This is a genomic window from Streptomyces sp. NPDC001407 (genome assembly GCF_042895325.1).
In the GTDB taxonomy this organism is placed as follows: domain Bacteria; phylum Actinomycetota; class Actinomycetes; order Streptomycetales; family Streptomycetaceae; genus Streptomyces.
In genome coordinates this window covers 14,404-41,020 of the sequence record NZ_JBIAWF010000027.1, presented here as the reverse complement: position 1 = coordinate 41,020, position 26,617 = coordinate 14,404, and the positions used below count along the sequence as shown (strand labels likewise).

Below are 26,617 nucleotides of genomic sequence, written 5' to 3'. Positions count from 1 at the left end.
ATCGGGTGAGCTGCCACGCCCGAGTGAATCGCACACAGCCCCGCGGGCCGCCCGCCCAGCGATCACGGGCCGATTGACGACTACTCGAATTCCTGAACGACGAAACGCCCCCGATAAGCCGTGACCACACCCGTCCGGGGGCCGTTTTTCCGATCACTCGTCCGACCCGCTCGTCAACGAGGAGGAGTAGTGCATCACCACCAGGGCCAATTCACAAATGCTACGGGGGTGCGTTTGCGATTCGAACACGGCCAGAAGCCTGGCCGCCGCGCTGGAACGGCCACGGGGAGGCAGGCGTGACACAAGTGCCGCGCTACCGGCTCGTGGTCGACGTGATGGTGCTGATGGTCCGCGATGACGGGCGGGTCCTGCTCCTCCGCCGGGCGGGCACGGTGTACGCCTCCGGGCTGCTGTGCCCGCCCGGCGGACACCTGGAGGAAGACGAGACCGTCACCGCCGGCGCCCTGCGCGAGGTCGCCGAGGAGGTCGGGGTCGCGATCGCACCCCGCGACCTTCAGTTCTGCCACCTCATCCACCACCGCAGCCCCGAAGGTGAAGGGCGGCTCGGTGTGGTCTTCACCGCGCAGCAGTGGACGGGAACGCCGTCGATCCGCGAACCGGAGAAGTGCTCCGCGCTGGTGTGGGCGGATCCCGTGCGGCCGCCGGCGGACTGCGTGCCGTACACCGCCGCCGTCCTGAAGCAGTTCTGCGGCGGGGATCTGTTGTCCGAGCACGGCTGGCCGACGGGAGGGGCAGCGTGAAAGCGACGAAACGGCAGCGGGCGACTACCGAGCCGGGCGAGGAAGCCAAGGGGTCACCGTCGGAGCAACTGCTGTTCGGCGGGCCGCTGGTCTACGCGGCGAAGTGGGCGAACTACCGCAACGCCTACTTCGAGATGTCGCTGTGGGCCATGGCCCTGCGCCTCCCTCGGCTGGTGGCCTTCACCACGCGGCTGGCATGGCGAGCTGACCGCCGTGCCCTGTGGACGACCGGCGTCGGGACGCTCGCCCGCGGGATCAGCCAGGCCATCAGCCTGATCACGGTCAACGCGATCCTGGCCGCCGTGCTCGCCACCGGGGAGATCGGGCACCGCGTGCAGTCCGCGATCCCCGCCATGATCGGCGCGGCCGCCACCGGCATCCTCGGCGCCCTGGCCAACGCCGCGGCCACCTCGGGCTCGGGGCGGCTGGAGCCGAAGGTCGAGCGGGTCGCCACCGAGATGTACCTGACGCACGTGATCAAGGTGGAGCTCGCGGCCGTCGAGGACGCCGCCTTCCAGCGGCTGATGGACTCCGCGCAGTACGGCGCCCAGGCATCCCGCCGCATGGTCAGCGCCTGCACCGGAGTGGTCGGCTCCCTGATCTCCTTCGTCTCCGCCGCCGGGGTTCTCACCGTCCTCCACCCCGCGCTGCTGCCCCTGCTGCTGCTCATGACCGTGCCCCGCTCCTGGGCCTCCCTGCAGAACTCCCGCGCGAAATACAGCTCCTACCTGCGGTGGATGGAACACTCGCGGGCCGGGCGGCTGCTGAGCCAGACCCTGGTGCGCACCGGCCCGGCGCCGGAGATCCGCGTGCACGGTGTCGGCCCTTTCATCCTGGAGCACTTCCGGCAGATGTCGCAGGCCTCCGAGACCGAGCAGGCCCGCCTCGCGGCCGACGCCGCGCGGGTCCGGCTGATCGCCGCCGCGCTCACCGGCCTCGCCGCGCTCCTGACCTACGCGGCACTCGCCGGGCTGCTCGTCACCGGGGTGATGGCCCTGTCGGTGGCGGGCACCGCCGTCCTGGCCGTTCGCACCGGCGGGCAGAGCCTGTCCACGCTCGTCCTCCAGGTCAACAACCTCTACGAGGAAGCCTGTTACGTCCAGGACCTGGAGCGGCTGTTCGTCGACGCGGAGAAGTGGGCGATCCCCAAGGGCGGCCGGCCGGTCCCCCGCGGGCTGTCGCTGATCCGCTTCGACAACGTCACCTTCACCTACCCGACCGACAACGACGACGAGCCGGAGCAGGGGCCGGAGGGAGCGGCGGAGGACGAGCCGGAGGTGGAGCGGCCCGCGCTGAAGGGGGTGAGTCTGGACATCCCGGTCGGGAAGATCATCGCGCTCGTGGGTGAGAACGGCTCGGGCAAGACCACCGTCTCCAAGCTGCTGGCCGGGCTCTACCAGCCGGACAGCGGGCGCATCCTGTGGGACGGCGTCCCGGCCGGCGAACTCGACCGGGCGCAGCTCTTCGCCCAGTTCGCCGTCGTGGGCCAGGACTTCCACCGCTGGCCGTTCACCTGTCGGATGAACGTCGCGATCGGCCGTCCCGACCGCCCCACGGACCAGTCGGCGCTGGAGCGCGCGGCCGTCTACGCGGGGGCGGACTCGGTGGTGGACGAACTGCCCCGCGGCTGGGACACCCTGCTGAACAAGGGCTACCGGGGCGGGCATCAGATCTCCGGCGGCCAGTGGCAGAAGCTGGGCATCGCCCGCGCCCGCTACCGCGACGCCGAGATCCTCATCGTCGACGAACCCACCTCCGCCCTCGACGCGAAGGCGGAGCAGGACGTCTTCGAGCAGATCCACCGGCTCGCCGACACCGGTCAGACGGTCGTGCTGATCACCCACCGCCTCGCCTCCGTCCGCTACGCCGACCTCATCCACGTCCTGGACAAGGGCGAGCTGCGCGAGTCCGGCACCTTCGAGGAGCTGCTGTCCCCGAAGGCGGCCGGGGTGTTCCGCGAGCTGTACGAGATGCAGGCCCGCCAGTACCAGGACGCCCCCGTGCCGGGACCGCGTCGGCCAGCCGACGTGGAAGAAGGGAGCAACGCCCAGTGAGTACGGCCCCGGCGGGGCGGAGTCTGTGGCGGCATGGGGACTTCGTGCGCTACTGGTCGGCGTGCGCGGTCGACATCGCGGGCAGCGGCGTCACTGGGGTGGCGCTGCCGCTGATCGCGGTGGTCTCCCTGCACGCCACCGTGTGGGAGGTGTCGCTGCTGTCGTTCGCCGAGCGGCTGCCTCCCCTGCTGGTGGCTCTGCCCGCCGGGGCGCTCGCCGACCGGCACCGCAAACGCCCCTTGATGATCGGCGCGGTCCTCGTGTGCGCCGTCGCGTTCACCGCCGTCCCGCTCACGGACGCCTTCGGTCACCTGTCGCTGGAGCTGCTGTACGCGGTGGCGCTGGTGACCTCCGCAGCCAGCCTCGTCGGCTCCACCCCGCGGATCAGCTACTTGCCGTCGCTGCTGGCCGGCGAGCGGTTACTGGAGGCGAACGCGAAGATCGGCGTGGTCTCCTCCCTGGCCGACAGCGCCGGGGCGCAGCTCGGCGGCGCCATCGTCACCCTCCTCGGGGCCGCGCGCGCCGTCTGGTGTGACGTCGGCTCCTATGTGGCCTGCGCGCTCCTCCTCGGCAGCATCCGCGCCCCCGAACCGGCGCCCGACCCGTCCGCCCGGAAGGGCTCGATGCGTGCCGAGATCGCGGACGGCGTGAAGTACGTGTGGGGGCATCCGACGATCCGGCCGCTGCTGCTGACCGGCACCGTCTACACCGGCGTGTTCGCCGTCGTCACCACCTTGTGGGACGTGTACCTGCTGCGTGAACTGCACTACACCGCCGCCATCTTGGGCACTCTCCTCAGTGTGGCGGCCCTCGGCGGAGTCGCCGGCGCCGTCGCCGTCGAGCGGCTCGTGGACCGGTACGGGCCTGCCCGCGTCATGCTCACCGCCTTGGCCATCACCCCGTTCACCGAAGTGCCGCTGTTGTTCGCCGCGCCCGGCCGGACCGGGCAGGTCGCCATTGCTGCGGGGCTGTTCGTCCAGCTGGCGTGCGCCACCGTGCAGGGCTCTACCCAGCGCAGCATCCGCCAGGCCGTGTGCAAGCCCGGCATGCAGGGCCGCATGCTCGCCACCGGCCAGTGGATCACCTACGGCACGCGTCCGCTCGCCGCGCTCCTCGCCGGGGCGGCCGGCACGTGGCTCGGCCTGTGGACCACCCTCGCCCTGGGCACCGCCGCGCTCGCCATCCCGTTCCTGGTGCTCCTCGCTTCCTCGATCCGCACCATGCACCACATTCCCAGCCCTCCCTCTGCCTCTCGGCCGCCTCGTCCTGAAGGAGAACCGGCGTGACCATCGAGAACCCGGCCGACTACTGGGGAGGGCTGTGGACGGCGGGCCGTCGGTACAGCCCGCTCACCGAGCCCGAGACCGCGCTCCTCAACCAGCATGCTGGCCCGGGCCGAGGACGCCTCGCGCTCGACATCGGATGCGGCGACGGCGCACTGGCCCGCCATCTCGCCGAACTCGGTTACCAGGTCACCGGTCTGGACTGCACCCCGGCCGCCCCCGCCCTCGCCGAGCCGAACGACGGGCCCGTGCAGTACCGCTGCGTGGATATCGAGGCCGCGGAGCCGCTGCCCCTTCCGCAGCGGGCTTTCGCCCTGGTCACCGCACGACTCGTCTTCGCGTTCATCAAGGACAAACCGGCCTTCCTCGACCGCGTGCGCAGCCTCCTGGACTTCGGCGGCGTCTTCTGGGTGGTCACGCCCATGGCCGAACGGCTTCCTCCCGACCGGGCCTCGACCGGAATCACCAGCGCGGAGGAGGAGTTGCTGACTCGTCTGTGGGCCCATGCCCGCTCCATCGACGTGGGCAGCCTGCGCTGCTACGCCCTGCGGGCCTGGGGTGACGCCAGTATCGAGAAGAGGGGTTGTTGATGAACGACACGGCTGACCGCCAGGTGTGGACGGACTTCGGGCGCTTCCACCTCGACCGCGGAAGCAACCCGCCCGAACCCGAGCGCATCGACTGGGGGTTCTACGGCGACGGGCCCGGCGACGAAGTCCTCGGCGACCTCGCCGGCCGCCGGGTCCTCGACATCGGCAGCGGCACCGGCCGCTACGCCGTGCACCTGGCCCGCGCGTACGGTGTGGTGATCGACGCGGTCGACGGCTCGCCCACCCAGCACCAGCGGGCGATCGGCCGCTACGGCGAGCACGGAGAGGCGGGCGTGCGCTTCGTCCTGGCCGACGCCCTCGAGCACCTTCGCCAAGAGGGTGACCTGTACGACGTCGTGTACGCGATGCATTCCCTCGGCTTCATCGACCCGCACCAGCTCCTCCCGGCTCTCGCGCCCCGTGTCCGTCCCGGCGGACGGCTCGTCTTCTCCGTCCTGCACACCAACCGGGACGGTCTCGGCCCGTCCACGACGGTCAGCCCGCGCGACGAGGGCGTGCGCCTGGCCAACGAGGGCATGCTGACCACCCCGATGTGGGTCCTGACCCCCGCCCTGTGGGAGGACCTGCTCGTCGAGTCGGGGTTCCTCGTCAAGACCATCGACCTTCTGCCGTCGCCGAAGGACGACGACCCGGTTGTCTGCCAGCTGATCACCGCGCACCGCCGACAGCAGACCGTTCCTCGGGCCCGGGTGGCCAGCCGGCCGCGCAGCGCGAACCCGCCCGTCGCCCAGGCCGCTCTGGGGGTGTGCGTGATCGTCGTCGACGTTGAAGGGCGGGTTCTGCTGGGTCTGCACCGGTCCGGGGTCTGGGAGTGTCCTGGCGGGAAGATCAGCCCCGGCGAGTCGATCGAGGAGACTGCGGTCCGTGAGCTGCGCGAGGAGACGTCGCTGTCCGCGCGCGCGGAGGACGTGGAGGTGATCGCATTGCTGCTGGACGAGGTCGGCGGCACGAACCGGGCGACCGCCGTCGTTGTGGTCACCGTGTACGAGGGCGCCCCGGTGGCGGCGGAGCCGGAGCTGGTGAGCCGGTGGGAGTGGGCGCCGACGGCCGCGCTGCCGGGCCCGCTCTTCACTCCGTCCGCTCAGGCCCTGCGCGCCTGGCGGCCGGAGCTGCCCGTCGACCATCCGCCCGCTCACGTCTACCGGATCACTTCGGCGACCGCATAGTCAGCGGTCGGCCAGCGTCGCCCCGGGTTCGGTGCGGATCAGCGGAGAGACGCAGTAGCTACAGCGAAGGCCCCCATGCGCGTGGGGGCCTTGGCGTACCTCTTGGAAGGTGCTTTCAGCGTAACAGTCGCGACGCGGCGGCTTACGCCGCGCGCTCTCCGCCCGTGAGTGGCACGCCAGCCCCCTGGCCCTGGATCGGGCGTTCCTGCCGGTGAGACGCTGGAGCAGCGGCTACGCGCAAGGCGCCCGATGGGCGATTTGCGCTCACCAGGCCTCTCAGCTGGAGGTCTATATCCTGGTACCTCTTTCAGATGGCTAGGAGTATCCGGTGGAGAGGAAGAAGCCCCTGCTGGCGGGGCGGCAGGAGTTCGCGCGGCTGTACAACGTGACGGAGAACGCGCTGAACGTGAGGTGGGTCCCGCGGGGGCTGCTCTCGTATGACGCTGCCGTCATCGTCTCCGGGAAGTACGTGTTCCCTGGGGGCGTCGCCGTGGGGTTCGCTCTGCCGGAGGGTGCGAACGGCCGGCAGCTGGACAAGGCGGCGCTGGCCGAGCTGATGAAGGAGCAGGGCGCGACCTGGATGCCGGAGACGAAGGCCGAGCTGCCGAAGTTGATGGGCACGCACGAGTACGCGGAGCTGTACGGCACCCCGCACTCTCGGGTCGCGGGGTACGTGAAGGCGAATTCGCCGCTGGTGGTGAAGCCGGACTACTACGTGTCCAGCTCGCCGGTCTGGTTCGTGGACACGGTTCTCGCGTACGCCCCGGCGGCGGCCGCCGCGTCGCGTACGGGACGGTGGTCGATGTGCGAGGACGTGGCCGAGGCCCTGCGGTCGGGTACGTACGACGGGCCGGGTTCGGCGATTGTGGCGCGCGGCAAGTACGCAGCCAAGGCCGACTGATTCCTCGTGGGGAGCTGATTTGACCCCACCACCAGAGGTACTAGAATATTGGTAACGGGAGGGCGGCCGACGGCCGCCCATCCTCGTGTAGCAAAATATGTACCTGTTTCTCAGGAGGGGAGAGATGATGATGGAGTCGTTGCAGCTCGAGCTGCCCATCACGCCACTGCGCCACCCCGACCCGGTGGGGAGCGAGGTCAGCATCCAGGAACGATTCGAGGCGTTCCACGAGCTCAACCCGTGGATATGCGACCAGCTGGAGGCCCTGACGGCCGACTGCATCCAGCACGGCAGCAAGCGCGTGGGCATCGGGATGCTCTTCGAGGTGCTGCGCTGGCAGTACGGGCGCGCGACAGCGGGACAAGAGCCCTGGCGGCTCAACAACGACTTCCGCTCGCGCTACGTACGCCTCCTGCTCGAACGCCACCCCGAGTGGGCGACCGTGTTCGAGACCAGGCGCCTACACCGGCCCTGAAATAGGTATCTGTCTATCGAATACCTCTTGGAGATCTTTGTGAGCCCCACGTCCACCCCGAAGCTGCGCACCCGCAAACCGACCGGGATCATCCCCTGGCCGGTGATCCTCCTGGAAGGGGAGGAGAAGGCGGGCAAGTCGTTCGAGGCGGCCCGCTTCACCGGCTGCGAGAAGACCGGCCAGGCGTACTGGCTGGAGCTCGGCGAGGACACCGCCGACGAGTACGCGAACGTCCCCGGCGCCGATTACGTGATCATCGAGCACAACGGGACCTACCGCGACATCCTCGAACAGCTGGAAGCCGTGCACGCCGAGGCCAAGCGGGCCGCCGCCGCCAAGGAACCGCCGGTCGTGTTGGTCATCGACTCCATCTCGCTGCTGTGGCGGATGCTGGTGAACTGGACCCAGGAGCGCGGGCGCCGCAGCAATTCGGGGCAGAACAAGCTCCGGTTCGACCCTGACGCCGAGATCAAGCCCGGCATGAACCTCTGGAACGACGCGGTCGAGCGGTGGAATCGGGCGCTGTACCTGGTCCGCACGATGCCCGCGATCGTCGTACTGCTGGCCCGCGGCAAGGAGGTCACCGCCGTGGACGGCAACGGTGACCCGATCCCGAAGACGAAGACCTGGCGGGTCGAAGGCCACAAGCACCTTGCCTTCGACGCGAGCGTGTGGGTGCGGATGCTGCGCGGCGACGACCGCGCCTACGTGGTCGGCGCCCGGTCGCTGCGCTTCCAGGTCCCGCGCGAGGGCAAGCCGAAGCCCGTGGCGAACTTCTCGATCGAGCACCTGGTCTTCGACCTGCTGGGCTGCACCCCTCACACGCAGCCCCACCAGGCTCCCGAGCTGGCCGGCGATCTCACGCAGCCGTGGCTCAGGAAGGTCGAGAAGACCGCCAAGGAGGACGGCGTCGAAGGTCTGAAGAAGCTCTGGCCGAAGGTCGGGGCCGCGAAGGGCCTGTCCCGGGATGAGATCAACGTGATCCGGTCGGCGATCGAGCGGGCGGCAGCCGACCTGCAGAACCCTCGCGAGATGGGCGACCCCATCGCGGACCCGACGAGCGAAGCGGCCAAGCTCCGGGCGGCTGCGGCCGCGCAGCAGGAGCAGCAGAGCGAGCCGGACCCGTTCGACGACGACCCGGACTGGATGTCGGCCAGCTGACCCGCCCCGTCTTCGCCGGGCCCGCCTGCGCGGGCGGGCCCGGCGGTACCTCTTGGAGTTCTTTCCGTGACCGCAACAACCCTTACCCCGGGCGCCCCCGGATCGATCTGGACTGCCGCCACGGCTGTCGATGAGCGGCGGCCCCGTTCGCGTCAGACCCAGCTGGGCGCCTCGGACACCGTGTGTCAGCGCCGTGCCGGCTACGTCGTGCACCAGGTGCCGCGCACCGATACCCCCGATACCCGGGCCGCGATCTTGGGCACCTACATCCACGCCGGGCTGCTGGAGTCCGCGCGCACCGAGTTCGGCTGGCTGGTCGAGCGGGCGGTGCGCGACGGCCAGATCCGCGGCCACATCGACGTCGTACAGCTCGACGAGGCGACCGCCGCCCGGCTGCCGAAGCGGCACCGGCCGGTGGAACCCGCCGAGGTCTTGACCGTCGAGGACGTGAAGACGAAATCGCTGCGGGTGTGGGACCGGGTGCTGCGCTACGGTCCGACGGCCGCCGAGATGCGGCAGGTCCTGCTGTACGCGGACCTGCTGAGGACCGTGGGATTCGCCGACGTCGCCGGGCAGAGGTACCTGCACCGCATCGGCCCCATCGACGTGAAACGCATCCGGTTCCGGTTCATATGCCGGGACACCGGCGAAGAGCATGTCGACGAGATCGGCTTCGACCCGTGGCTGGCGGATGAGGCCCGCTGGTGGGTGGACCGGGTCATGGAGGCCGATTCCCCGGAAGAGCTGACGCGCGACCACGACGGTCCGGGGCTGGAGACGAAGACGTTGTGCGACTACTGCCCGTGGGCCTCGAAGTGCTGGGCCGGAGCCGCCCCTGGCGTGCCCGCGCAGACGATCCTCGTGCACGACGACAAGGACCGCGAAGCCGCGCTTGAGGAGTACGTGAAGGCCCGGGAGCGGGCCAGCACGGCGAACAAGCGGCAGAAGGTGCTGCGCGCGATGCTCGCCGCCTCGCCGGAGGGCGTGTACGGGGCGAACAGGCTTGCCTGGAAGGGCGGCAACGCGGTCGAGGAGACCGACGTCCAGGCGCTCATCGACAAGTTCGAGAACGCCGACCTCCCGGTGCCCATGACCCCGGACGTGGACGCGATGGTGCAGACGGCCCGGCTGGCCGGCGTCGCCGTCCCGCTACGCAAGGCCGCGGGCCAGAAGACCTCGCGCACCATCAGCGTCACACGCGCACCCAAGGTCGCCTGACGCCCTCAACTTCTCGACCCCGCACGGGCCGTGCGGGGTCATCTCCCTGTTCCGCGCACCGCTCTTGGAGACGCACCCCGTGACCATTCTGCGCCGCCAGCTTTCCTCCGGCTTCGCCGTCCTGCCGACCGCGACGTTGGAGGACTCCCGCTTGTCCTTCCGGGCTCGGGGCATCCTGGCCTTCCTGATCGCCAAGCCGGACGACTGGGAGGCCCGCACCGAGGCCATCGCCCGCGCGGGGAAGGAGGGCCGGGACGCGGTCCGGAAGGCCGTCCAGGAGCTGAAGGTCACGGGCTACTACCGGGTGGTGGACGACCGCCGGGGGGACGGCACATTGCGCTGTTACACCGAGGTTTTCGACACGGCTCAGGAATGGGTGGCCGAGGAGTACCGCGAGAAGGAGGCGCGTCGGCTCACCCGCAAGGCGGCCCGCCAGATCGAAGAGGAAAAGGAGAACGAGGTCACCGAAGACGGAATATCAGGCGTCGGTGAACCAGGCGCTGGTGAACCGGTCTCCGGTAAATCAGGCGTGATTACTAAGACCCAGACCAAAATCCCCCCTACCCCCGCCGCTGACGCAGCTGGGGAGCCCGCTGCCGCTGATGCCGAACCGATGCCGTCGAACGGTGAGGGGGGCGAGGCGCCTGCCGATGCTGGCACCTCTGCCGCTGAAGTCCCTACCTGCCGCACGCACCGGGATGGCCCGGGCCGGTCCTGCCGCGCATGCGGAACGAGCCCGCGGGCGCGCGCCCAGCAGGACAGGCAGGCAGAGAAGGAGCGGCGCAGAGCCCGGGAGCAGGAGGCGGATGCGCGGCTCCTGGCCGAGGTGCAACGCGACGGGAGGATGCCGGAAAGCATGCGGGAGACGTGGGAGCGCGCGAGGGAGCTGGTGAGACAGCAACGGCTGGAAGTACCTGGGGGCGGCAACAGCAGGCCATCCTCGTCCCCTCGGCGCTAAATATGTATCTGCCTCATGCATTGCAGATTTGCCCACCCTTACGCGAGGTACTAAAATATCGTTATGGGCGAGAGGGGGGCAGCCCTCCCCTCATGGCCGCCATCACCCAAGCCGAAGGCGCAACCACCCCACCGGGCGAGCACCCGGCAAGCCTGCCGCAACTTGACTTAAATATGTAGCTGTCTATAAAAGAGGTTGATGTGATGCTGAATGCTGCTGACGTCGTGGCCGCGATCCGCGCCGCGTACGGGCCGGACGAGCACCAGGCCGTCGAGATCTACGGAGACGTGATCGACGCTCTCGAAGGGGCGGGATTCCCCGCCTACGTCGAGACGCGCGGCGGCCTCGCGATCTGCGCGCTCACGCCGGACGGCTCGCTCTTGACGGTCGCGAGCGAGGACGCCCTTCCTTGGGACCGCGACAAGCTGGCCGGGTGGCACCTCGCCCACACGGCGGAAGACGAGCCGGGGACACCGTGGCGCTGCATCGTGCACGACGACGTGACAGCCGGCCACAGCGCCGGATCCGAGGGGATCGAAGCGGTGGTCGCCGCCGCTGCCGCCCACTTCAAGACCTGTCCCCACCGGTCGACGGAAGCCGAAGACCATCCTGGGGAGCCCACAGGCAACGACGAGTCGTCAGCCCTGCCGCACGGCGTGCACTGCACGGGCTGCGGTAGCCCCCAGGTCGCTTTCACGGTCCGCGGGTGGGCCAACTGCCGTGCGTGTGGCTTGGGTCAGGAGTCCGGTGCCGCCATGCTCTGCCACGCCTGGTGCGAAGAGTGCGAGGCGGCGGCGCTGTGACGGACGACGACTTCGTGATGGCGGTGCGCGGTCTCTTCGACGATCCCGCTGCCCTGCTGGACGCCCTCGACTGCGAAGGCGCCAAGGGGCTCGCGGGCTGGGGTACAGGGCTGTTCGCCCAGCATGACGGCCAACTGTCCTTCCGGCGGCTGGACGACGAGCCGGACGCGGGGGCCACGGCCTGGTGGAGAGCGACCTCGGGCGGCTTCAGGTACGAGGTCAGCGTCGCTCCGCGGCCGCGCGCCCTCGACGTGTCATGGGGCGAGGTGTCCGCCTACCTGGCCGGCCGTGCAACGCCTGTGCGCTATGCGCGACTGCGCGCGGCCGTCACGGCTGTGCAGGAGCACGACCGCGCGTACGTCCCGTCGTTCGCGCCGTTCCGCACAGCCGAGGTGTGGGCTGAGGTCTTCTGCCGCCCGTGGTCCAGAAGGGCCAGCGAACTTCAGCTCGCCGCCACATGCGCCCGTGACGCGATCGCCCCCGCCGCCGTCCCGCACCCCGCGCTCTTCTGACTGCCTGAACCAAAGAAAGCCAGCCCCGTGATCACCTCAACCACGTCCGCCTTGTGGACCGACAACGCGCCGTGCGCCAGCAACGCCGACTACGTGCCCGACGAATCCCTCATGCGGGGCCCGAAGGGAAAACTGCTGGACGCCTGCGCGCCGTTGATGCAGACGTGCGCGGATTCCTGCCCGTACGTGAGGGCGTGCTTCGAGCGCGTACGGCCGAGGGAGGGCTTCGACGGTGTCTGCGCGGCACGGCTATGGGTCGACGGCAGGATGATCGCGAAGGCCGAATCGGCCCCCGATGTGCCCGCACTTCCGTCGCTGGCCGGGATTTGCGGAGAGGTGACGGGGCGACGTCGGCATGCGGCATTGGGTGAGCCGCTGTGTGGGAAATGCCGAGATTCCCTAATGCGCGCGAGCTCACGAAAGGCAGGGCGCGCCAATATCCGCAAGCGGCCCGAGTCAGCTGGCCAGCTTGCTTCTGCCTAGCGAAGCACAGTCCTCTGACCTGCGGGAACGCTTTGACCCCACATTGCGAAGGTACTAGAATATTGCTATGAGAGGGAGGGACTCCCCCCTCCTCAGCCACAGCCAACTACCGAAAGAGCGCAGGCAATTCACCGTGATCCACAAGACGCTGGAAGACAACACCTTTTGGCTGGCGATGGCGTACGAAATCCCCGAGCGCGTCGCAGAACATGCGGTTCTCATGCATGACGAGGTCGAGCAGATCGTCTGGCGCGCATACGCCGCCCGTCACAGCAAGGACGGGAACGACATACAGGCAATGGAGACGTGGCGCCTCCACCTCGGCCCTCAGGATTTCAGGGACTTGGAGGAGATCAGCGTCGACATGGCGACTCGGCTGTGCCGGGAGTCCTGCCGACGCCCCGGCCACGGACAGTACAAGCGCCGCCGACCGCGCGTGGTGACCACCGGCCGCCCGCGCGTCACCATCCGCTAACCCCGCACCCACGGACCGCCTCGTCGAGGCGGTCCCGGGAGTCGCCCCTCAACGCGAGGAACCGCCGTGCTCACCCGCCATCTGCCGCTCGCGGTGGTCGCCGACATCATCAACGAGCTCGACCTCACACCGCAGCAGGTCCGGCAGACCACCGCCTCTGTCCTGCACATCGTCCACCGTGCATGGCGGCACCGTCCCATCTCCCAACAGGACCGGTCCTTCGAGGAGTTCGCCGACAGAATCCCGAGGTGCCACTGGCCGCTGATGTTCGAGGCGTGCGCCCTCGGGCACCTTGGTCGCCGCCACGAAGCCCACGTCCTGGCGCAGGCCGCACAGGTTCTCGAGGGCGCCCGGAGCGCCGGCACCCGCCCCAACGGAGACCTTCCCCTTGCCGCGGCCGCCTGACCTCGCAGGCTCCCCGAGAGCGCCGCGAGCCCCACCTTCTCCGCACACCACACGGACAGTGTTCGCTTCAACATGCATGGAAGACCCATGAGTTCATCGAAGTACCCCCTCGGCAGCCACGTCCATTTGCGGCAGACCAATGGCCAGCCTGTTGCCGACGGCGACGGCGCGCCCGCGCGGTTCCGGATCACCGCGATCGACAGAGTGCCGCGCAGCGCCATCTGGTACCGCCTGGCCAGCAAGAACCGGACGTTGCAGAAGGTGTTCGGCGGCTGGTACACGCCTGATCGGCTCACCCCGGCGACACCGGCGATGCCCAAGCTCGCCACGCAGGCGCCGCTGCGCGCCCGGCGCAGGGTCGGCCTGTTCGTCGGCATGGACGGCGCCGTGGAGGAGCTGCACCTGCCGCACAACTACGTCGGCCAGCAGCGGCTCTTCTACAAGATCACGGGCACGATGGTCCGCTCCCCGATACCGGCCGGCGACCGGGCTTTCTGCGTGGCCGGGAGGAACACGGGGCTCCTGTCGTTCAATCCGGCCGCCACGCGGGCCCTGGCCGCGCTGGAGGGCAGTGCCGCGCGCCGGGTCTATGGCAGCGCGATCTTCGTAGGGCCGCTCTGCCGGGGCGACGCCTGGGACGGCCTGCCCAGCGACGTTGCCGCGATCATCCGCGCCGAAGCCGCGGACCGGCGGGGGCCTCGCCGCTGAAGGTCGGCGGCACCCCGCAGGGGTCCGCATGCGCCGGGCACTGCGGCCCGGCGTGCCTGGTGCGGACATCCGGCGTCACCTCCGAATCTACCGACACCTCCCCTCTGACCTGCGGAAACGGAGTTGACGCCCCCCTGAAAGGTACTAGAATATTGGTATGAGTTGAGGGAAAGCCCTCACTAAGAAGAAGGGCCCCTCATGAATCGCGACCAGACGCTCAGCCGCCGCCGCTGGAAGATCAGCTACACCTACGACTGCACCTGCGACCCGCGCTGCTACTGGGCGAAGAACGGCCGCCACTCGCAGGCGACGTTCCTCAACAACGGCGAGCAGGAGCACGGTGCGGAAGTCGCAGCCGAGATCACGGCGCGCGCCTACAAGCACGTCAACATCGCGGACATCAAGGTCTGGCGGGAGTCCCCCGAAGAGCGCGACACCCGCATGAAGCAGATGCGGAAGGCCGAGGCCGACGAACGGCGCGGCATCCACTGGAACATGGGCGGCGCGAACTAGCCGCCTCCCCTCCGGGGCCCGGTCCGCTCACGCCGGACCGGGCCCCGCCTCACGCCGCCTCCGGCCCGGCCACGGGCCCGGCGAGCGGGCCGTGCGACGCCGCCGATCGGCCACGGCCACCCCTCTTCTTTCCCTCTTTCACCGAACGGAGCTTCGCCATGCCCTCATACAAGCCGCTCGACCGCGTCAGCGTCCTGTACTGGTCGGCCACACACGGCACGGCCCTGGCCCTGGGCCAGCGCGTCGAGAAGGTCGAACCGCACGAGCGCCACGGCCAGCGCGTATGGGTCTCGATGCCCGACGACGCCGCCGAGCCCCTGGCCGACTACTACGCCGACTCCGACCACATCGAGCACATGGAGGCCGACCCGATCGGTCGGCAGTCCCCCGGCTACCTCTACATCAACCTCTTGTGGTTCTTGAAGGTCGCCGCGAACGACTCCACGGGCCCGCGCCTCGTCAACGGTCAGACCGTCGAGGTCCCGTACACGGTGGAGGAGCGGGTCGACGCCGCCGCCCGGGCCGCCCTTTACATCAGCGCGCTGCGCCACGCCGACCCTCGCCTCTTCGCCCGCTGGGAAGCCAGCGAAATCGAAGTCGCCCACCCCTGAACCATCCTCTCGCCCCGCCGTCTCGGCGGCGGGGCGCCACCGAAAGGCCCCACCCCGTGTTCGACTCCCACTGGCGCGTCACCCTCCAGTACGGCAACCGCATCTGGACGTATTCGTTCCCCCTGACCCTGGTGACCTTCCGCCGGTCCGACGCTGAACTGCGGGCGCGCATGCTGCTCAGCAACAGCACCCCGGAGTTCGCCTCCCTGCCTCGGGAAGCGGTGCGTTGCCTGAGCGTCCGGTACGAGCAGGACGTGTTCTGCCGCGAGCGGGCCACCGCCTGGGTCGCGCTCAACGACTGCGGCGCGATCCGCGACCAGTACACCCGGCATCTTCTGGGCCCCGGAGACACGCCGCGCGACGACGGCTGGCGCAGCGAACTCCGAGACGTCCACCAGTCCTACCGTGACCGCGTCATCGGCCACGGCCGCACCCGCGAAGAGATCCTCACGGACCTCGACGACTCCCCGGCCGGCTTGGACCTGCGCCTCTACACGTCCGACGGCGTCGTCTGCTGGAACGACGTGTTCGCCGACATCGCGAAGGCGGCGATGAGCGAGTGGCGGTTCACGCCGTACGGCGTGCTGTGGATCGACAACGGCTGACCGGAACGATGCGTACCTTCCGTCACCCCGACGAGCGGCCGGAGGACTCGCCGGCCGCCCCCGACGCCCCGTTCGGATACGGGCGCTCCGAGCACTCCGGGCGCATCGTGCACATCCTCGCCGAGGGCTGGCGGTACTCCCTGTGGCCCGGCAACCCCAACTCCCTCTGGGCCGAACACCGCGAGCCCGAGCACGTCATGTCCGCGTGGGCCCTGTGCGGGCGCGCCGTGCAGTGGAAGGCCGAGCCGCCCTCGGCCCCTCGCCTGATGTGCCGCGTCTGCCGCATGCCCGCTGACCAGCGCGCCCTGCAGCTCACCCACCTGCTCCCTGTCCCCGATGAAAGCCTCCGATGAGCACCGCGACCGACACCCGGATTCCCTCCAACCACCTGTTCAACGGCGGCTGTGGCGACATGCTCGGCTTCGCCAAGGCGGGCTTCCGCCCCCAGTTCGGCGCCAACCATGACCGGGCGGCCGTCGCCACGGCACGAGCGAACTTCCCCGGCGTGCGAGCCCGTCAGGAGAACATCCACAGCCTCGACATGAGGCAACTGCCCGAAGCCCGAGCACTCGTGGGCTCGCCGATCTGTTTTGAAGCTTCTCCCAATGGCGGCCAAGCGACCCCGCGGACGCAGTTGTCACTGGACGACGCCGCCGAGGACGGCGAGTCGACCCCCGTGGCCTGGCCCCTCACCCGAGCGACCGCATGGGATCTTCTGCGCGCTACCGAAGTCGCGGTGGCCGCCCGACGCCCGTACGACGTGATCGCTGGCGAGAACGTGCCGGGCTTCGGACTGCGATGGCCACTGTTCAACACCTGGATCAGGGCGTTCAACGACCTCGCCTACACGCCGTTCCTCACCTCTGTCGACGCCGCGCACCTGGACGCCGGGGACCTTGGCCAAGCCCCGCAGCATCGCCACCGTTTGCTGTTCGCCTTCGTCCGCAAGGGCCTTCCGGCTCCGGACCTTCGCCCCCGCCCTGTGTCCACCTGCCCACACTGCGGCCCCGTGCGCGGCGTCCAGCGATGGCAGACGGATAGCCGACGCCGCGTCGGCACCTACGGCACCTCGTACATCTACGTGTGCCCGAACCGCAGGTGCGGGCACCAAGAGGTCAAGCCGGTCCTGCGTCCGATCCGGGACAGCATCGACTGGAGCCTTCCGACCCGCAGGGTCAGCGCGGGCAAGCCCGGCAACGCGTTCCGCCCGTACGCCGCTGAGACCGTCCGCAAGGTCGACCTCGGCCGGGCCCGCTTCGGCGGCGAGCCGTTTATCGCGATCCTGCGCAATCACTGCGTCGCCCAGTCCCTGGACGAGCCGATCGGCACGGTCACGGCCGCGGGCACCCACCACATGCTGGTGATCCCCGGAGACTCACTCGGCGACTGCCGGGTGCGCATGCTCAGCGTGCGGGAGCGGGCCCGCGCCCAGACCTTCCCGGACAGCCACTACTTCCAGGGCACGGCCACGGAACAGACCCGCCTCGTCGGCAATGCCGTACCTCCGGCCGTCGGCAGCTGGTTCGCCCAGCGGATCGCCGCCGTCCTGTAACCCCGCCGGCCGGACGACGGCCGCCCTCTTCATGGAGACACCTTCGATGACAATCCTTTCCCCGAACACGCCCGAGCCCGAGGACACCGCGCTGCGCGCGGCCACCGAGGCCGCGACCCTGCGGGTCCGCAAGCAGCTGCCGATGGCCGCCCTGCTCCTCGGCGACGGCCAGCACTTCGTCCAGTCCGAGTGGAGCAACGTCAACGAGCCCGAGCCCCCGCTGCGGACGTGGCCCCGCCGGGATGCCCTGCTGGAACTGGCAACAGTCCTCGCCCACGGCCAGCCCGTACATAAGCGCGGCCTGCTCGTGCACTACCAAGGCGGCCCGTTCTGGGCGCCGCGCAGAATCGAATGGGCACCGAAGTCCCCCAATCCGACGGTTGGTCACTTCCCTCGGCGGGGCAACATCGGCCCGATCACCCGGGCGGCGCTGCGCGTCCTCCTCGACGCCGGGCTCACCCCTGCGCAGTGGGGGGTCGAGGTGGAGCCGGACAGATACGCGGTGGAGCAGCACGGCTTCGCGGTCGGCGGGGAGTCGGTGTACCGGTGGGGCAGCGTCGACGTCGACTTCATCGGGCTGGCCATGGTCGAGCAGCACGCCCTGGTGCCGGGGGTGCTCACGGCCGCCGGCTGGTCGGTGACGAGTGATGGCCCGGAGAACTTCGACGCGTGGGTAGCCGTTCCGCCCGGTCAGGAAGGCGTACCTGGGGTGGTGGTTCAGGCCCGCGCCGAGTTGCTGCACCGGGGCCTGTGGGAGCCGATCGATCACCTCATGGGGTTCAAGGCGTCCGCCGGCAAGGAGGAGCATCAGGTCCTGGTCGAGCTCGCCTTCGCCGACGGGCGGGGCCTGATCGACGACTGCACGTTCGATGAGTCGCAGGTGCGCCGGAGCGTCATGGCTGACCTGCTGCATCGCTACGCGGTGGCGTTGGGGTCGGCTGGCTGGACGAAGCTCGACAGCGGTTCCAGCTACGCGGTCTTCCGGGTGCCGTCGCTGGAGTAGGCCCGGGGCCCCGGGACGGTCATCGAGCCGGGGGCGCTGCGCTGGTCGGGGATTCAGTTGGAACCCGACGCCCAGAACGCATCAAGTCGGTGCACTACAGGGGGTGTTGGCGATTACACAGAGTTGACGCCCCCCGTAAAGGTACTAGAATATTGGTATGAAGGAAGGGGGAACCCCCTTCAAGACCACCTGAACTACCAGAAGGCACCCGTGATCAGCACCCCCGGACACAGCACCACCCCCGCCCTGCCCTGGGGAAGTCGCGTACTGCGCCCCTCAGATGGCCGCTACGGCACCGTCATCGCCTACGACTCCGGCCTTCGCATGGCCATCCAGTGGGACCGGGCCTTCATCCCCGAGTCTCGCCACTACTCCCTCGACGAGCTGACGGCGCTCTGCTTCCAGGCTTTCCCCGCTGTTACCCACTGCTCGGACTGCGGCTACACCGTCGCCGACGACGAGATCGACGACGGTTACACCGCCTGCTGTAACGAGGGAGCATGCGGCCCGTGCCCTGCGGTCAACGGCGCCTACCAGTGCGGCACCGAGGCGCCCACCGACGACGCCGCATAGAGCGCCAGGAGCTCCGGCCCGGGGCGTGACCCCCACCGCGCCCCGGGTCGAGCCGCCTTCCTTCTTCGCCCCACCCCCTTGAGGGCGCACCCGCCCGCGCCGACACCTTCCACGCCACCTGAGCCGCCACCGCCCCGCTCTGTCGGGGCGGCCCTCAGCACACCCACCGCCGACTACATGGAGTGATTCGACGATGACGCAACTCGACCTGTTCTCCAGCCTCGAAACCCCCGACGAGCCGTCGCGCCCCAGGGCAGCGGCGAAGATCCCCGCCACCTTCGCCAGCTCCAAGCCGGCCACCGCGCCGCCGACCCCGGCCATCAAGCCCGCTGCCACTCCGGCGCCCGCCGCTTCAGTCCGCACCCTGCGCCCCCGCCTGCCGAAGAACCCCCACGAGGCGGCGCTGCGCCTCGCCGAGGCCGTTTCCTCCGCCTGGCACACGCAGCACGGCGGCACCGCTATCGAGGTGCCCATCGGCATCGTCGCCGCCCTCGCCCTCATCCGCCCCAAAGACCCCAAGGGCCCTGACCTCGCCCGGCAGATCCTCAACCAGGACGACGGCCAGCTGATCAAGATGTACCGCGAGATATGGGCCGGTCACTGGATACAGCGCCCTGACCTCATCGACCGCGCCCGCATCCTCCACGAGTGGCTTAACGACGACGAGCACGACAAGCACCGCCTATACGTCACCCGTGCCGTCACCCAGGCTGCGCTGCGGAACGGGATCTTCGACCTGACCGGCCACGACGACCCCTACTTCCGCGCCGCGACCGACGCGCTGTCACCCGTCATGGCTCTCACCCGCTCTGTCGGCGCGCAGAAGGGGCTGGGCGAGTTCCACACCCCCGCGCCCGTGGGCGAGATGATGGGCTACGTCGTCTTGGCAGCAGCTGGCTTCGCGGCGAAGGACCCGAAGCCGGGAGAGCACATTCACGACCCGGCGTGCGGCAGCGGCGGTCTCCTGCGCGCAGCCGCGCAGAGCCTGCGCGAACGCGGCATCGATCCGGCGTCCATGCGCTGGTCGGGCGTCGACATCGACCCGATCGCCGCCGCCTGTACGGCCGTCAACGCCATCGTCTGGGACCTCGGCCCCCGTGTAACCGTTGCCTGTGCCGACACGCTTACCCGCCCTAACGTCGTCGAGGAGGCCATGGCTGAAGCGCGCGCCGTCATCGAGCACCGCGACCAGCTCTTCGGCCGAGCCGCCGTGATCGGCGCAGTGCGCAAGGCCCAGCGCCTCTTCGACCGGGTGGTGGCGGCAGCGTGAGGGTCGTCAGCTACGGCGGCGGCGTGCAGTCCACTGCCCTCCTCGTCCTGGCTGCCCAGCGCGAGATCCCGTACCGCACGTTTCTGTTCGCGAACACGGGCGACGACAGTGAGGACCCCCGCACCCTGAACTACGTCCGCCACATCGCCGCTGGCTACGCGGCCACGCGCGGCATCGACCTGCACATCCTGGACCGCCGCAAACGCTACGGCGAGCTGGAAACCCTGTGGGGGCGCATGATGCGCCGCGACTCCCGCGCCCTGCCCATACCCGTACGTATGAGCAACGGCAAACCTGGCAAGCGCAGTTGCACGAAAGACTTCAAGGTCCAGGTCATCGGGAAGTGGCTGAAGTTCCACGGCGCGAGCGCCGACAACCCCGCGGACGTCGGCATCGGCATCAGCCTCGACGAGATCGGGCGGGCCACCAATCGCCATAGCGAACCGTACGAGCGCATCCACTACCCGCTGCTCGAACTCGGGCTCCGCCGCACCGACTGCATCGAGATCATCCGCAAGGCCGGGCTGCTGGTCCCCAACAAGTCCGCGTGCTTCTTCTGCCCCTTCAAGTCCCGGAACTCCTGGGCCAAGATGCACCGCGACCGCCCGGAGCTGTTCCGCAAGGCGTGCCACCTCGAAGACATGCTCAACATCCGGCGCCGGCACGACCGCAAGGACCCCGTCTTCCTCACCAGCACGGGCCGCCCCCTGCGCGAGGCCGTCACCCGCGCCCAGGACGAACTCCCCATCGATGTCGGCTGCGACTCCGGCTGGTGCATGACCTGACCGGTCGCCCGACCACCACCCCATCAACACCACCCACAGCAAGAAGGACAGCTTCGCCATGCCCAAAACCACCGCCCTGCACATCGCCGTCGACGGCACCCTGACCGAACTCGACCTCACCGAGCATCCGGGGCAGCAGGCCAAGGCCCTCGCCCGAGCCCTTCTCGACGCTCCCGAGGTCATCGCGTACGTCCACCGTCCCTCGGGCTGCCTCGCGGTGATCGCTGGCCTGAACCGCGCACGGTCACTTCCGAACTTCCACGCCGGGATCGCGCTGGAAGACCTCTCAACCGAATTCCACGACGCGATGGGCGCGGTCGTCTTCACCGGCTACCGCCACAGCGGCGACCTCGTCGCCCTCCCGGCTGACGCCGACAGCCTCATCCGCAACGTCTGCCCCCGCATAACCAACTGACCCACCGCAGCCTCCGGGGCGGCGCCGGCCGCCGCCCCGCCGCACCACCGAAAGAACAGCTCCGTGAACGTGAACTACAGCCGCGACGCCATCCGTGAACTCCTGGAGATCGTCGGGCACCCGCTGCCTCGCTTCGACATCCTCCAGCACCTCGTCTGGGCCGCCGGCACAGCCACCGTCGTCGCCCACCCAGAGCTCGATGACCTCTACGACGCGAAGATCGTGGGCAAGTCCTGGGTTTTCTACGACAACTTGGACACCATGCGCGCCGACGGCGACCTGGTCCTGTTGCGCACCCCTGAATGGCGCCGCATCCTCGGCCTCCGCTTCAACCCGCAGCTGCGCATCCACACCCAGCGCGGCGGCAGCTACTGGTACGCCACCCGGGAACAACACGAACGCTGGCTGGCCGAACCCGACCACCCCGCTCAGGTCCTCGCCCAGATCCAGGCCCGCCTCGACCCCAACGGCGCGCTGCCGCATGTCTCCGTGCCCCGTACGGACCTCGCGTTCCTCTTCAAGCTGGCCGAAGAGCACACCCGGCTCCGCCCGCCGTCGGCCGCCCCCTCCGGGCCGAGCCAGCACAGCGGCATGACGGCCGACCGCATCTCGGAGATCCGCTCCGTGGCCGGTTCAGAGTTCCGCGACTGGGAGTGGGCCGACACCGTCATCGACGAACTCCTCCGCGAAGTCGAACGCCTCAGCCCCTTCAGTACTGGCAGCAGCTGACCGCACGGCCATCCGACCACTTCACCCACGTCCTGCCACATCCGGAGAAACCGTGCAGAACAGCGAACCGGCAACCACGCCCTTCATCGTCACCATGCCCCTGCCCGACCCCCTGCCCGCAAGCGAGCTCCATGTAGGCGACACCTTCGCCTTCCCTGAGGACCCGACCCCGCTCACCGTGCTCAGCGCACGAGCCGACAGCCGCTTCAACGGGTTCCGACTCCTCCACGTCGACGGCTCCGACCTACCCCTGTGCATCCGTGAGACCGAGGACGTCCGGCCACTGCGCATGCCACGGACCTTCCACCTGCCCTGCCTCATGTGCGGCACCGAGACCCATTCCAGTCTCGACCTCGCCACCGACGGGGAACCGAAGATCCTCGTCTGCGCCCGGCACTGACCGCCTCCGAGCTGGCGGGGCCGCCCCCAGCGGCCCCGCCCTCCACACCTACTTCGAAGGACCTCAGATGGCCGCGCCTGCAACAGAACGCCGCATAGCCGCGAACAGCTTCACCTTCACCCTGCACACCACCAACCGCGCCACCCTCGGCATCACCATCAACCACACCGGAGACGTTGTCGTCCGCGGCCCCCACGGCACCACCGACGAGCAAGCCATCGACCTCGTCCACCGACGCCGAGAATGGATCTACCGCCAGCTGAAGCACTTCAAAGAGACCGCCCCCGACAGCCACGCCAAGGAACTGATCGGCGGCACCGGGTTCGCCGTCCTCGGCCGCAACCACCGGCTGCGTATCGTCGCGGACGCCGACCAGGAGCAGCCGCTCGTCCAGCACCGGTGGAGCGAGAGAGGGCCGTGGCTCCACATGCGCAGCACAACGGCCCGCAGCACGGAGGCAGCCCGCGAAGAGCTGATTGCCCTCTACGCGCGCACCGGCCAGGAGTGGCTGGACGCCCACGCCCCCTCCATCACCCAGCAAACGGCCACCCCCGACCTTCCGGTGAAGATGTCCACCCGCATGCGCACGAAGTGGGCCTACCTCCACCCGACTCGGGGGCTCACCCTCCACTGGGCCACCGCCCAACTGTCCACGGTGCACATCCGCGAGCTGATCCACCGCACGCTCGGCCTGCACAGCGTCACCCACAACGTCCTGTACGAGCGAGCCCTTCGTACCCTGTGGCTCGGTGACCTCCAGCCGCACCGCGCCCTCGCCCCGACCACCCAGCCGTGCCGGGCATGCAGCGCGGCCGTCAATACCCCCCATGCAGAGAACTGCTCCTCGGCCCTGTGCGCCCGCACCGGCCGCCAGCGCAGCGACTGCGGACACCCGGACGCCGCCTGCAACACCGTCTGGAGCGGCCAGCACCCGCACCTCGCCGCGTGCATCGAGTACGGCTTCTTCTGCCGCGCGACGCCCGACGGGTACGAACCGTGCGACGCCCACGACCCCCAGGCGCAGCCGGACTACATCCGCGTGTACCGAGAATGCCGGTGGTCAGCCGCAGAGCAGCGCATGATCCTCGACGCCTGACCGGCTGCCCGGATTCCCGTGTGGTGGAGCGGCGAAGTACCGGTCCACCACACGCGGCGGCACTCCCGGCCGCCGGCCACCGCTCAGGCTCCGAGCAGTTCCCACAGCGAGGCGGTCGACACCTTCGTGGAACCGCCCAGCGGCAGAGTCCGCACCGGGAACGTGCCCTCTTTGATCAGCCGGTAGGCGGTGGTCCGCCCGATGCCCAAGGCCCGTGCGGCGGTCACCACGCTGACCAACGGCGGCAGCTCCCGCAGCTCCTCCCAGGACATCGCAGCGCCCTCGTGGGCGCCCTCAACCACAGAAGCGGCAGATGTACTCATAGGTGGTCAAACCAATCTCCCCGCGCCACCTGACCGAAAGAATACGGCCACAGGCGGAAAATCACGCTCGATACCGAAGGATCAGGCAGGACCCGGCACACCTGGAACACGTGGGGAGTCCATGCCCGAGATCAGCTACTACAAGCGGTGCACCTGCCGAGTGCCCAAACTCGACGCCGACGGCAACCCGGTCCTCAAGGCCGACGGAAAGCCGCACCTCAAAGAACTCGGGGCAAGCTGCCCAAACCTGCCGAAAAAGAAGCACGGCTCCTGGTACTTCTTCATCGAGCTCGAACCCGATGCCAGCGGCGAGCGCCGCCGGGTGCGCCGAGGCGGCCACCGCACGAAGGGCGACGCCGAGGACGCCGCGGACAAGGTCATCAAGGAAGCCGACCAGGGCGTCGACGTGCTCTCCAACGAGACCGTCGGCGAATACCTGGCCCGCTGGCTCAAGAGCAAGAGGAGCCTCGCCCGCACCACCTCCAAGGGCTACCAGGAACACATAGACCTCTACCTGGTCCCGCACCTGAGCCGGTACCGCCTCCGGGACCTGCGCGCCGACCACATCGACAAGATGTACGACGCCATCCAGAAGGAGAACGCCGAACGCCTCCTCCACCACGCCCGCGTTGAGGAGGCCAGGCTCGAAGCCGCAGCCAAGAAGCAGGCGTGGGAGACCTGCATGCGCAGTACCCGCCCAGGCTCCGAGGTCCGTCAGAAGGCCCGGCGCGCCTTCCTGGACGCCAACGCCGCCCTGAAGGCCGTCCGCAAGGGACTGCGGAAAATCACCAGCGCGGCCACCCTGCACTCGATCAACCGCACCCTGTCCTCCGCTCTCGGCCACGCCGTCAAACGCCAGCTCATCACCCGCAACTGGGCGGCCTTCGTCGAGTTGCCGCCAGCAAAGCGCCCCAAGGCCCTGGTGTGGACGGACGAGCGCGTACAGCAGTGGCTCCAGAGCGGCGAGCGGCCCTCGCCGGTCATGGTCTGGTCCCCTGAGCAGACCGGGCGCTTCCTCGACCTCATGGTCCCCGACCGCCTCTACCCGCTCTGGCACATCTTCGTCTTCCTGGGCCTCCGCCGTGGCGAGGCGTGCGCTCTCACCTGGTCGGAGATCGACCTGGACAACGGCTGGCTGCGCGTCTCGGCTCAGATCGTCGAGGTGGCGTACCGCACGTACGCGGAGACGCCGAAGGCGGACAGCGTCCGCTCCATCCGGCTCAGCGAGGAGGCCGTGGAGGTCCTGCGCGAGTGGCGCGACGAGCAGGAACGCGAACGGGCCGCCATGGAGGCCGCGGGCGCGTGGGTCGAGACCGGATTCGTCTTCACCCAGGAGAACGGCGAGGGCTTCCACCCTGACTGGCTCAGCCGGCGCTTCAAGCGCCTGGTCGAGGTCCACGGGCTGCCGCCTGTCCGCTTGCACGACCTGCGCCATGGCTCGGCCACCCTGGCCCTCGTCGGCGGCGCCGACATCAAGGTGGTCCAGGAGCGCCTGGGGCACTCCTCGCGGCAGATCACGTCGGACACGTACACGAGCGTCGTTCCGCAGCTGATGCGGGCGGAGGCCGAGGCCACCGTCGCCGTTGTACCCCGCGCGGCCAAGGCCACAAAGCCGGACGCCCAGAAAAAGGGTCCGAAGGAGGCTGCGGAAGCGGCTCCGTCCCCGCAGCCCGTCCCCGCAGAACCCGCTCTGGCGGCCGCCTGACCCTCCGTCCCCGCTTCGTCCCCGCACGACCCGATCACGACCACGAAGAAGGGCCACCGCGATCTCGCGGTGGCCCTTCTTCGTACAAACGTGCAGGTCAGAACGTTTCTTCTGAAGCGCAGCGTGAGTGGGGCGGGTGGGACTCGAACCCACGACCGACGGATTATGAGTCCGCTGCTCTAACCGGCTGAGCTACCGCCCCGTTCACGGCGCGTCGCGCACATCTGTGCGCGCCGTCTGCCGCAGCATAGCCGCTCATACGATCTGCTGCCCTGGTGGGGCCGTTTTGCGTGACCGACCTGACCATGAGGACTTCGATCACGCCGGGTTGGTTCCCGCCCGGACGCAAAAAAGGACCCCGGAGGGGTCCTGATCCGCTGGCTCCCCCGACTGGACTCGAACCAGTAACCTGCCGATTAACAGTCGGCTGCTCTGCCAATTGAGCTACAGGGGATCGCGCTCCCCCGACTGGACTCGAACCAGTAACCTGCCGGTTAACAGCCGGCTGCTCTGCCAATTGAGCTACAGGGGATTGCTGCGTGTGCCTCGAATGCTCTGCCGTCCGGCCTTCCGGGCGGCGTGCGCTCGCTGCGACACATACATTAGCGCAAGCAGGGGGGTGCTCCGCCAATCGGTACCTCGGGAGTGACCTTCGCACCCGGCGGGTAGGCGCGGAGCACAGCCCGGCGTCCCCCGTGAAACGCGTGGGGCACGAGGGATTCGAGGGAAGGGTGGAGCGGGATGCGCTACCGGCTGACGTTCATCGTCGGGGCAGCCGTCGGGTACGTGCTCGGCGCACGGGCCGGCCGCGAGCGGTACGAACAGCTTCGGAAGGGAGCGCAGCGGGTCGCCCAGAACCCCGCGGTCCGCAATACGGCGGAGTCCGCCGCGCAGAACAGCCGGGCCATGGCGGCCAAGGCCTTCGACAAGGTCGGCGACAAGATGGGCGACCGGATGCCCGGCGCGATCGGCGACCGGGTCCGCTCCCTGCGCGAGCGCGGCCAGGGCAACGACGACGAGTGGGGCACCAGCAACACCTGACCGGATGACGTCCGGACCGCTT

At 69.3% G+C, this 26,617-nt stretch carries 32 protein-coding genes and 3 tRNA genes; 31 read left to right on the top strand and 4 right to left on the bottom strand.

The features are described 5' to 3' along the window. Positions 1–296 precede the first annotated feature (296 nt). The 29 genes from ACFY1P_RS29360 (at position 297) to ACFY1P_RS29220 (ending at position 23,526) form a co-directional block, all read left to right on the top strand. Complete coding sequence (locus ACFY1P_RS29360; protein ID WP_390752293.1) at positions 297–761, top strand: NUDIX domain-containing protein; 465 nt, start codon at positions 297–299, stop codon at positions 759–761. Further along, on the top strand, positions 758–2,815 hold the full coding sequence (locus tag ACFY1P_RS29355; RefSeq protein WP_390752292.1) for an ABC transporter ATP-binding protein: 2,058 nt from the start codon (positions 758–760) through the stop codon (positions 2,813–2,815). The genes ACFY1P_RS29360 and ACFY1P_RS29355 overlap by 4 nt, the downstream gene beginning before the upstream one ends. Beyond that, the gene (locus ACFY1P_RS29350; RefSeq protein WP_390752291.1) at positions 2,812–4,101 is read left to right on the top strand and encodes an MFS transporter; all 1,290 of its coding nucleotides are present in this window, start codon (positions 2,812–2,814) and stop codon (positions 4,099–4,101) included. The genes ACFY1P_RS29355 and ACFY1P_RS29350 overlap by 4 nt, the downstream gene beginning before the upstream one ends. Continuing rightward, on the top strand, positions 4,098–4,688 hold the full coding sequence (locus ACFY1P_RS29345) for a class I SAM-dependent methyltransferase (protein WP_390752290.1): 591 nt from the start codon (positions 4,098–4,100) through the stop codon (positions 4,686–4,688). The genes ACFY1P_RS29350 and ACFY1P_RS29345 overlap by 4 nt, the downstream gene beginning before the upstream one ends. Beyond that, positions 4,688–5,875: an NUDIX domain-containing protein gene (locus tag ACFY1P_RS29340; protein WP_390752289.1), complete on the top strand. Its 1,188-nt coding sequence runs from the start codon at positions 4,688–4,690 to the stop codon at positions 5,873–5,875. The genes ACFY1P_RS29345 and ACFY1P_RS29340 overlap by 1 nt, the downstream gene beginning before the upstream one ends. A gap of 328 nt (positions 5,876–6,203) precedes the next feature. Next, positions 6,204–6,776, top strand: a complete 573-nt coding sequence (locus ACFY1P_RS29335) for a hypothetical protein (RefSeq protein ID WP_390752288.1) — start codon at positions 6,204–6,206, stop codon at positions 6,774–6,776. 124 nt (positions 6,777–6,900) lie between these two features. Continuing rightward, complete coding sequence (locus ACFY1P_RS29330; RefSeq protein WP_336411745.1) at positions 6,901–7,251, top strand: hypothetical protein; 351 nt, start codon at positions 6,901–6,903, stop codon at positions 7,249–7,251. Between the two features lie 39 nt (positions 7,252–7,290). Continuing rightward, complete coding sequence (locus ACFY1P_RS29325) at positions 7,291–8,412, top strand: AAA family ATPase (RefSeq protein ID WP_390752287.1); 1,122 nt, start codon at positions 7,291–7,293, stop codon at positions 8,410–8,412. A 66-nt stretch (positions 8,413–8,478) separates the two neighbouring features. Further along, on the top strand, positions 8,479–9,630 hold the full coding sequence (locus tag ACFY1P_RS29320; protein ID WP_390752286.1) for a hypothetical protein: 1,152 nt from the start codon (positions 8,479–8,481) through the stop codon (positions 9,628–9,630). 79 nt (positions 9,631–9,709) lie between these two features. Beyond that, a complete protein-coding gene (locus ACFY1P_RS29315; RefSeq protein WP_390752285.1) occupies positions 9,710–10,588 on the top strand; it encodes a hypothetical protein in 879 nt (292 codons plus the stop codon). 203 nt (positions 10,589–10,791) lie between these two features. Then, the gene (locus ACFY1P_RS29310) at positions 10,792–11,391 is read left to right on the top strand and encodes a hypothetical protein (RefSeq protein WP_390752284.1); all 600 of its coding nucleotides are present in this window, start codon (positions 10,792–10,794) and stop codon (positions 11,389–11,391) included. Then, complete coding sequence (locus ACFY1P_RS29305) at positions 11,388–11,903, top strand: hypothetical protein (protein ID WP_390752283.1); 516 nt, start codon at positions 11,388–11,390, stop codon at positions 11,901–11,903. Before ACFY1P_RS29310 ends, ACFY1P_RS29305 begins: the two co-directional genes overlap by 4 nt. A 27-nt stretch (positions 11,904–11,930) precedes the next feature. Then, positions 11,931–12,386: a hypothetical protein gene (locus tag ACFY1P_RS29300; protein WP_390752282.1), complete on the top strand. Its 456-nt coding sequence runs from the start codon at positions 11,931–11,933 to the stop codon at positions 12,384–12,386. A 133-nt stretch (positions 12,387–12,519) separates the two neighbouring features. Then, the gene (locus ACFY1P_RS29295) at positions 12,520–12,861 is read left to right on the top strand and encodes a hypothetical protein (protein ID WP_390752281.1); all 342 of its coding nucleotides are present in this window, start codon (positions 12,520–12,522) and stop codon (positions 12,859–12,861) included. Positions 12,862–12,927: 66 nt separating this feature from the next. Next, a complete protein-coding gene (locus ACFY1P_RS29290) occupies positions 12,928–13,266 on the top strand; it encodes a hypothetical protein (RefSeq protein WP_390752280.1) in 339 nt (112 codons plus the stop codon). A gap of 87 nt (positions 13,267–13,353) precedes the next feature. Continuing rightward, on the top strand, positions 13,354–13,974 hold the full coding sequence (locus tag ACFY1P_RS29285) for a hypothetical protein (RefSeq protein WP_390752279.1): 621 nt from the start codon (positions 13,354–13,356) through the stop codon (positions 13,972–13,974). A gap of 198 nt (positions 13,975–14,172) precedes the next feature. After that, positions 14,173–14,487, top strand: a complete 315-nt coding sequence (locus tag ACFY1P_RS29280; RefSeq protein ID WP_390752278.1) for a hypothetical protein — start codon at positions 14,173–14,175, stop codon at positions 14,485–14,487. A gap of 158 nt (positions 14,488–14,645) precedes the next feature. Beyond that, positions 14,646–15,098, top strand: coding sequence for a hypothetical protein (locus ACFY1P_RS29275; RefSeq protein ID WP_390752277.1), 453 nt, complete (start codon positions 14,646–14,648; stop codon positions 15,096–15,098). Positions 15,099–15,154: 56 nt separating this feature from the next. After that, positions 15,155–15,703, top strand: a complete 549-nt coding sequence (locus ACFY1P_RS29270; RefSeq protein WP_390752276.1) for a hypothetical protein — start codon at positions 15,155–15,157, stop codon at positions 15,701–15,703. A gap of 8 nt (positions 15,704–15,711) precedes the next feature. After that, positions 15,712–16,056, top strand: coding sequence for a hypothetical protein (locus tag ACFY1P_RS29265; RefSeq protein ID WP_390752275.1), 345 nt, complete (start codon positions 15,712–15,714; stop codon positions 16,054–16,056). Next, the gene (locus ACFY1P_RS29260) at positions 16,053–17,255 is read left to right on the top strand and encodes a DNA cytosine methyltransferase (RefSeq protein ID WP_390752274.1); all 1,203 of its coding nucleotides are present in this window, start codon (positions 16,053–16,055) and stop codon (positions 17,253–17,255) included. Before ACFY1P_RS29265 ends, ACFY1P_RS29260 begins: the two co-directional genes overlap by 4 nt. 46 nt (positions 17,256–17,301) lie before the next feature. Beyond that, entirely contained in the window at positions 17,302–18,258 is a 957-nt protein-coding gene (locus ACFY1P_RS29255) for a hypothetical protein (protein WP_390752273.1), read from the top strand. A 210-nt stretch (positions 18,259–18,468) separates the two neighbouring features. Further along, a complete protein-coding gene (locus tag ACFY1P_RS29250) occupies positions 18,469–18,831 on the top strand; it encodes a hypothetical protein (RefSeq protein WP_390752272.1) in 363 nt (120 codons plus the stop codon). A gap of 193 nt (positions 18,832–19,024) precedes the next feature. Beyond that, on the top strand, positions 19,025–20,101 hold the full coding sequence (locus ACFY1P_RS29245; protein WP_390752271.1) for an N-6 DNA methylase: 1,077 nt from the start codon (positions 19,025–19,027) through the stop codon (positions 20,099–20,101). Then, positions 20,098–20,886 (top strand): phosphoadenosine phosphosulfate reductase, encoded by a 789-nt coding sequence (locus ACFY1P_RS29240; protein ID WP_390752270.1) that lies wholly within the window; start codon positions 20,098–20,100, stop codon positions 20,884–20,886. The genes ACFY1P_RS29245 and ACFY1P_RS29240 overlap by 4 nt, the downstream gene beginning before the upstream one ends. A gap of 58 nt (positions 20,887–20,944) precedes the next feature. After that, positions 20,945–21,301, top strand: coding sequence for a hypothetical protein (locus ACFY1P_RS29235; protein WP_390752269.1), 357 nt, complete (start codon positions 20,945–20,947; stop codon positions 21,299–21,301). Between the two features lie 63 nt (positions 21,302–21,364). After that, complete coding sequence (locus tag ACFY1P_RS29230; RefSeq protein ID WP_390752268.1) at positions 21,365–22,030, top strand: hypothetical protein; 666 nt, start codon at positions 21,365–21,367, stop codon at positions 22,028–22,030. Positions 22,031–22,082: 52 nt separating this feature from the next. Beyond that, a complete protein-coding gene (locus ACFY1P_RS29225) occupies positions 22,083–22,430 on the top strand; it encodes a hypothetical protein (RefSeq protein WP_390752267.1) in 348 nt (115 codons plus the stop codon). A gap of 67 nt (positions 22,431–22,497) precedes the next feature. Then, a complete protein-coding gene (locus tag ACFY1P_RS29220; RefSeq protein ID WP_390752266.1) occupies positions 22,498–23,526 on the top strand; it encodes a YgjP-like metallopeptidase domain-containing protein in 1,029 nt (342 codons plus the stop codon). 83 nt (positions 23,527–23,609) lie between these two features. Here ACFY1P_RS29220 and ACFY1P_RS29215 read toward each other — a convergent pair whose 3' ends face one another. Further along, positions 23,610–23,798 carry a helix-turn-helix transcriptional regulator gene (locus ACFY1P_RS29215; RefSeq protein WP_390752265.1) on the bottom strand — a complete coding sequence of 63 codons (189 nt, stop codon included), beginning with the start codon at positions 23,796–23,798 and terminating at the stop codon, positions 23,610–23,612. Between the two features lie 172 nt (positions 23,799–23,970). On the opposite strand from ACFY1P_RS29215, the gene ACFY1P_RS29210 reads away from it, so the two are divergent. Beyond that, positions 23,971–25,554, top strand: coding sequence for a tyrosine-type recombinase/integrase (locus ACFY1P_RS29210; protein WP_390752264.1), 1,584 nt, complete (start codon positions 23,971–23,973; stop codon positions 25,552–25,554). Between the two features lie 128 nt (positions 25,555–25,682). On the opposite strand, the gene ACFY1P_RS29205 is transcribed toward ACFY1P_RS29210, so the two are convergent. The 3 genes from ACFY1P_RS29205 to ACFY1P_RS29195 all read right to left on the bottom strand — a co-directional run bounded on the left by ACFY1P_RS29205 (position 25,683) and on the right by ACFY1P_RS29195 (position 26,086). Then, positions 25,683–25,756 (bottom strand) — tRNA-Ile (locus ACFY1P_RS29205). Between the two features lie 176 nt (positions 25,757–25,932). Beyond that, positions 25,933–26,008, bottom strand: a tRNA-Asn gene (locus tag ACFY1P_RS29200). 5 nt (positions 26,009–26,013) lie between these two features. Beyond that, positions 26,014–26,086 (bottom strand) — tRNA-Asn (locus ACFY1P_RS29195). Positions 26,087–26,295: 209 nt separating this feature from the next. Between ACFY1P_RS29195 and ACFY1P_RS29190 the strand changes: the two genes are divergently transcribed. Beyond that, positions 26,296–26,595 (top strand): YtxH domain-containing protein, encoded by a 300-nt coding sequence (locus ACFY1P_RS29190; protein ID WP_361524301.1) that lies wholly within the window; start codon positions 26,296–26,298, stop codon positions 26,593–26,595. Positions 26,596–26,617 lie beyond the last annotated feature (22 nt).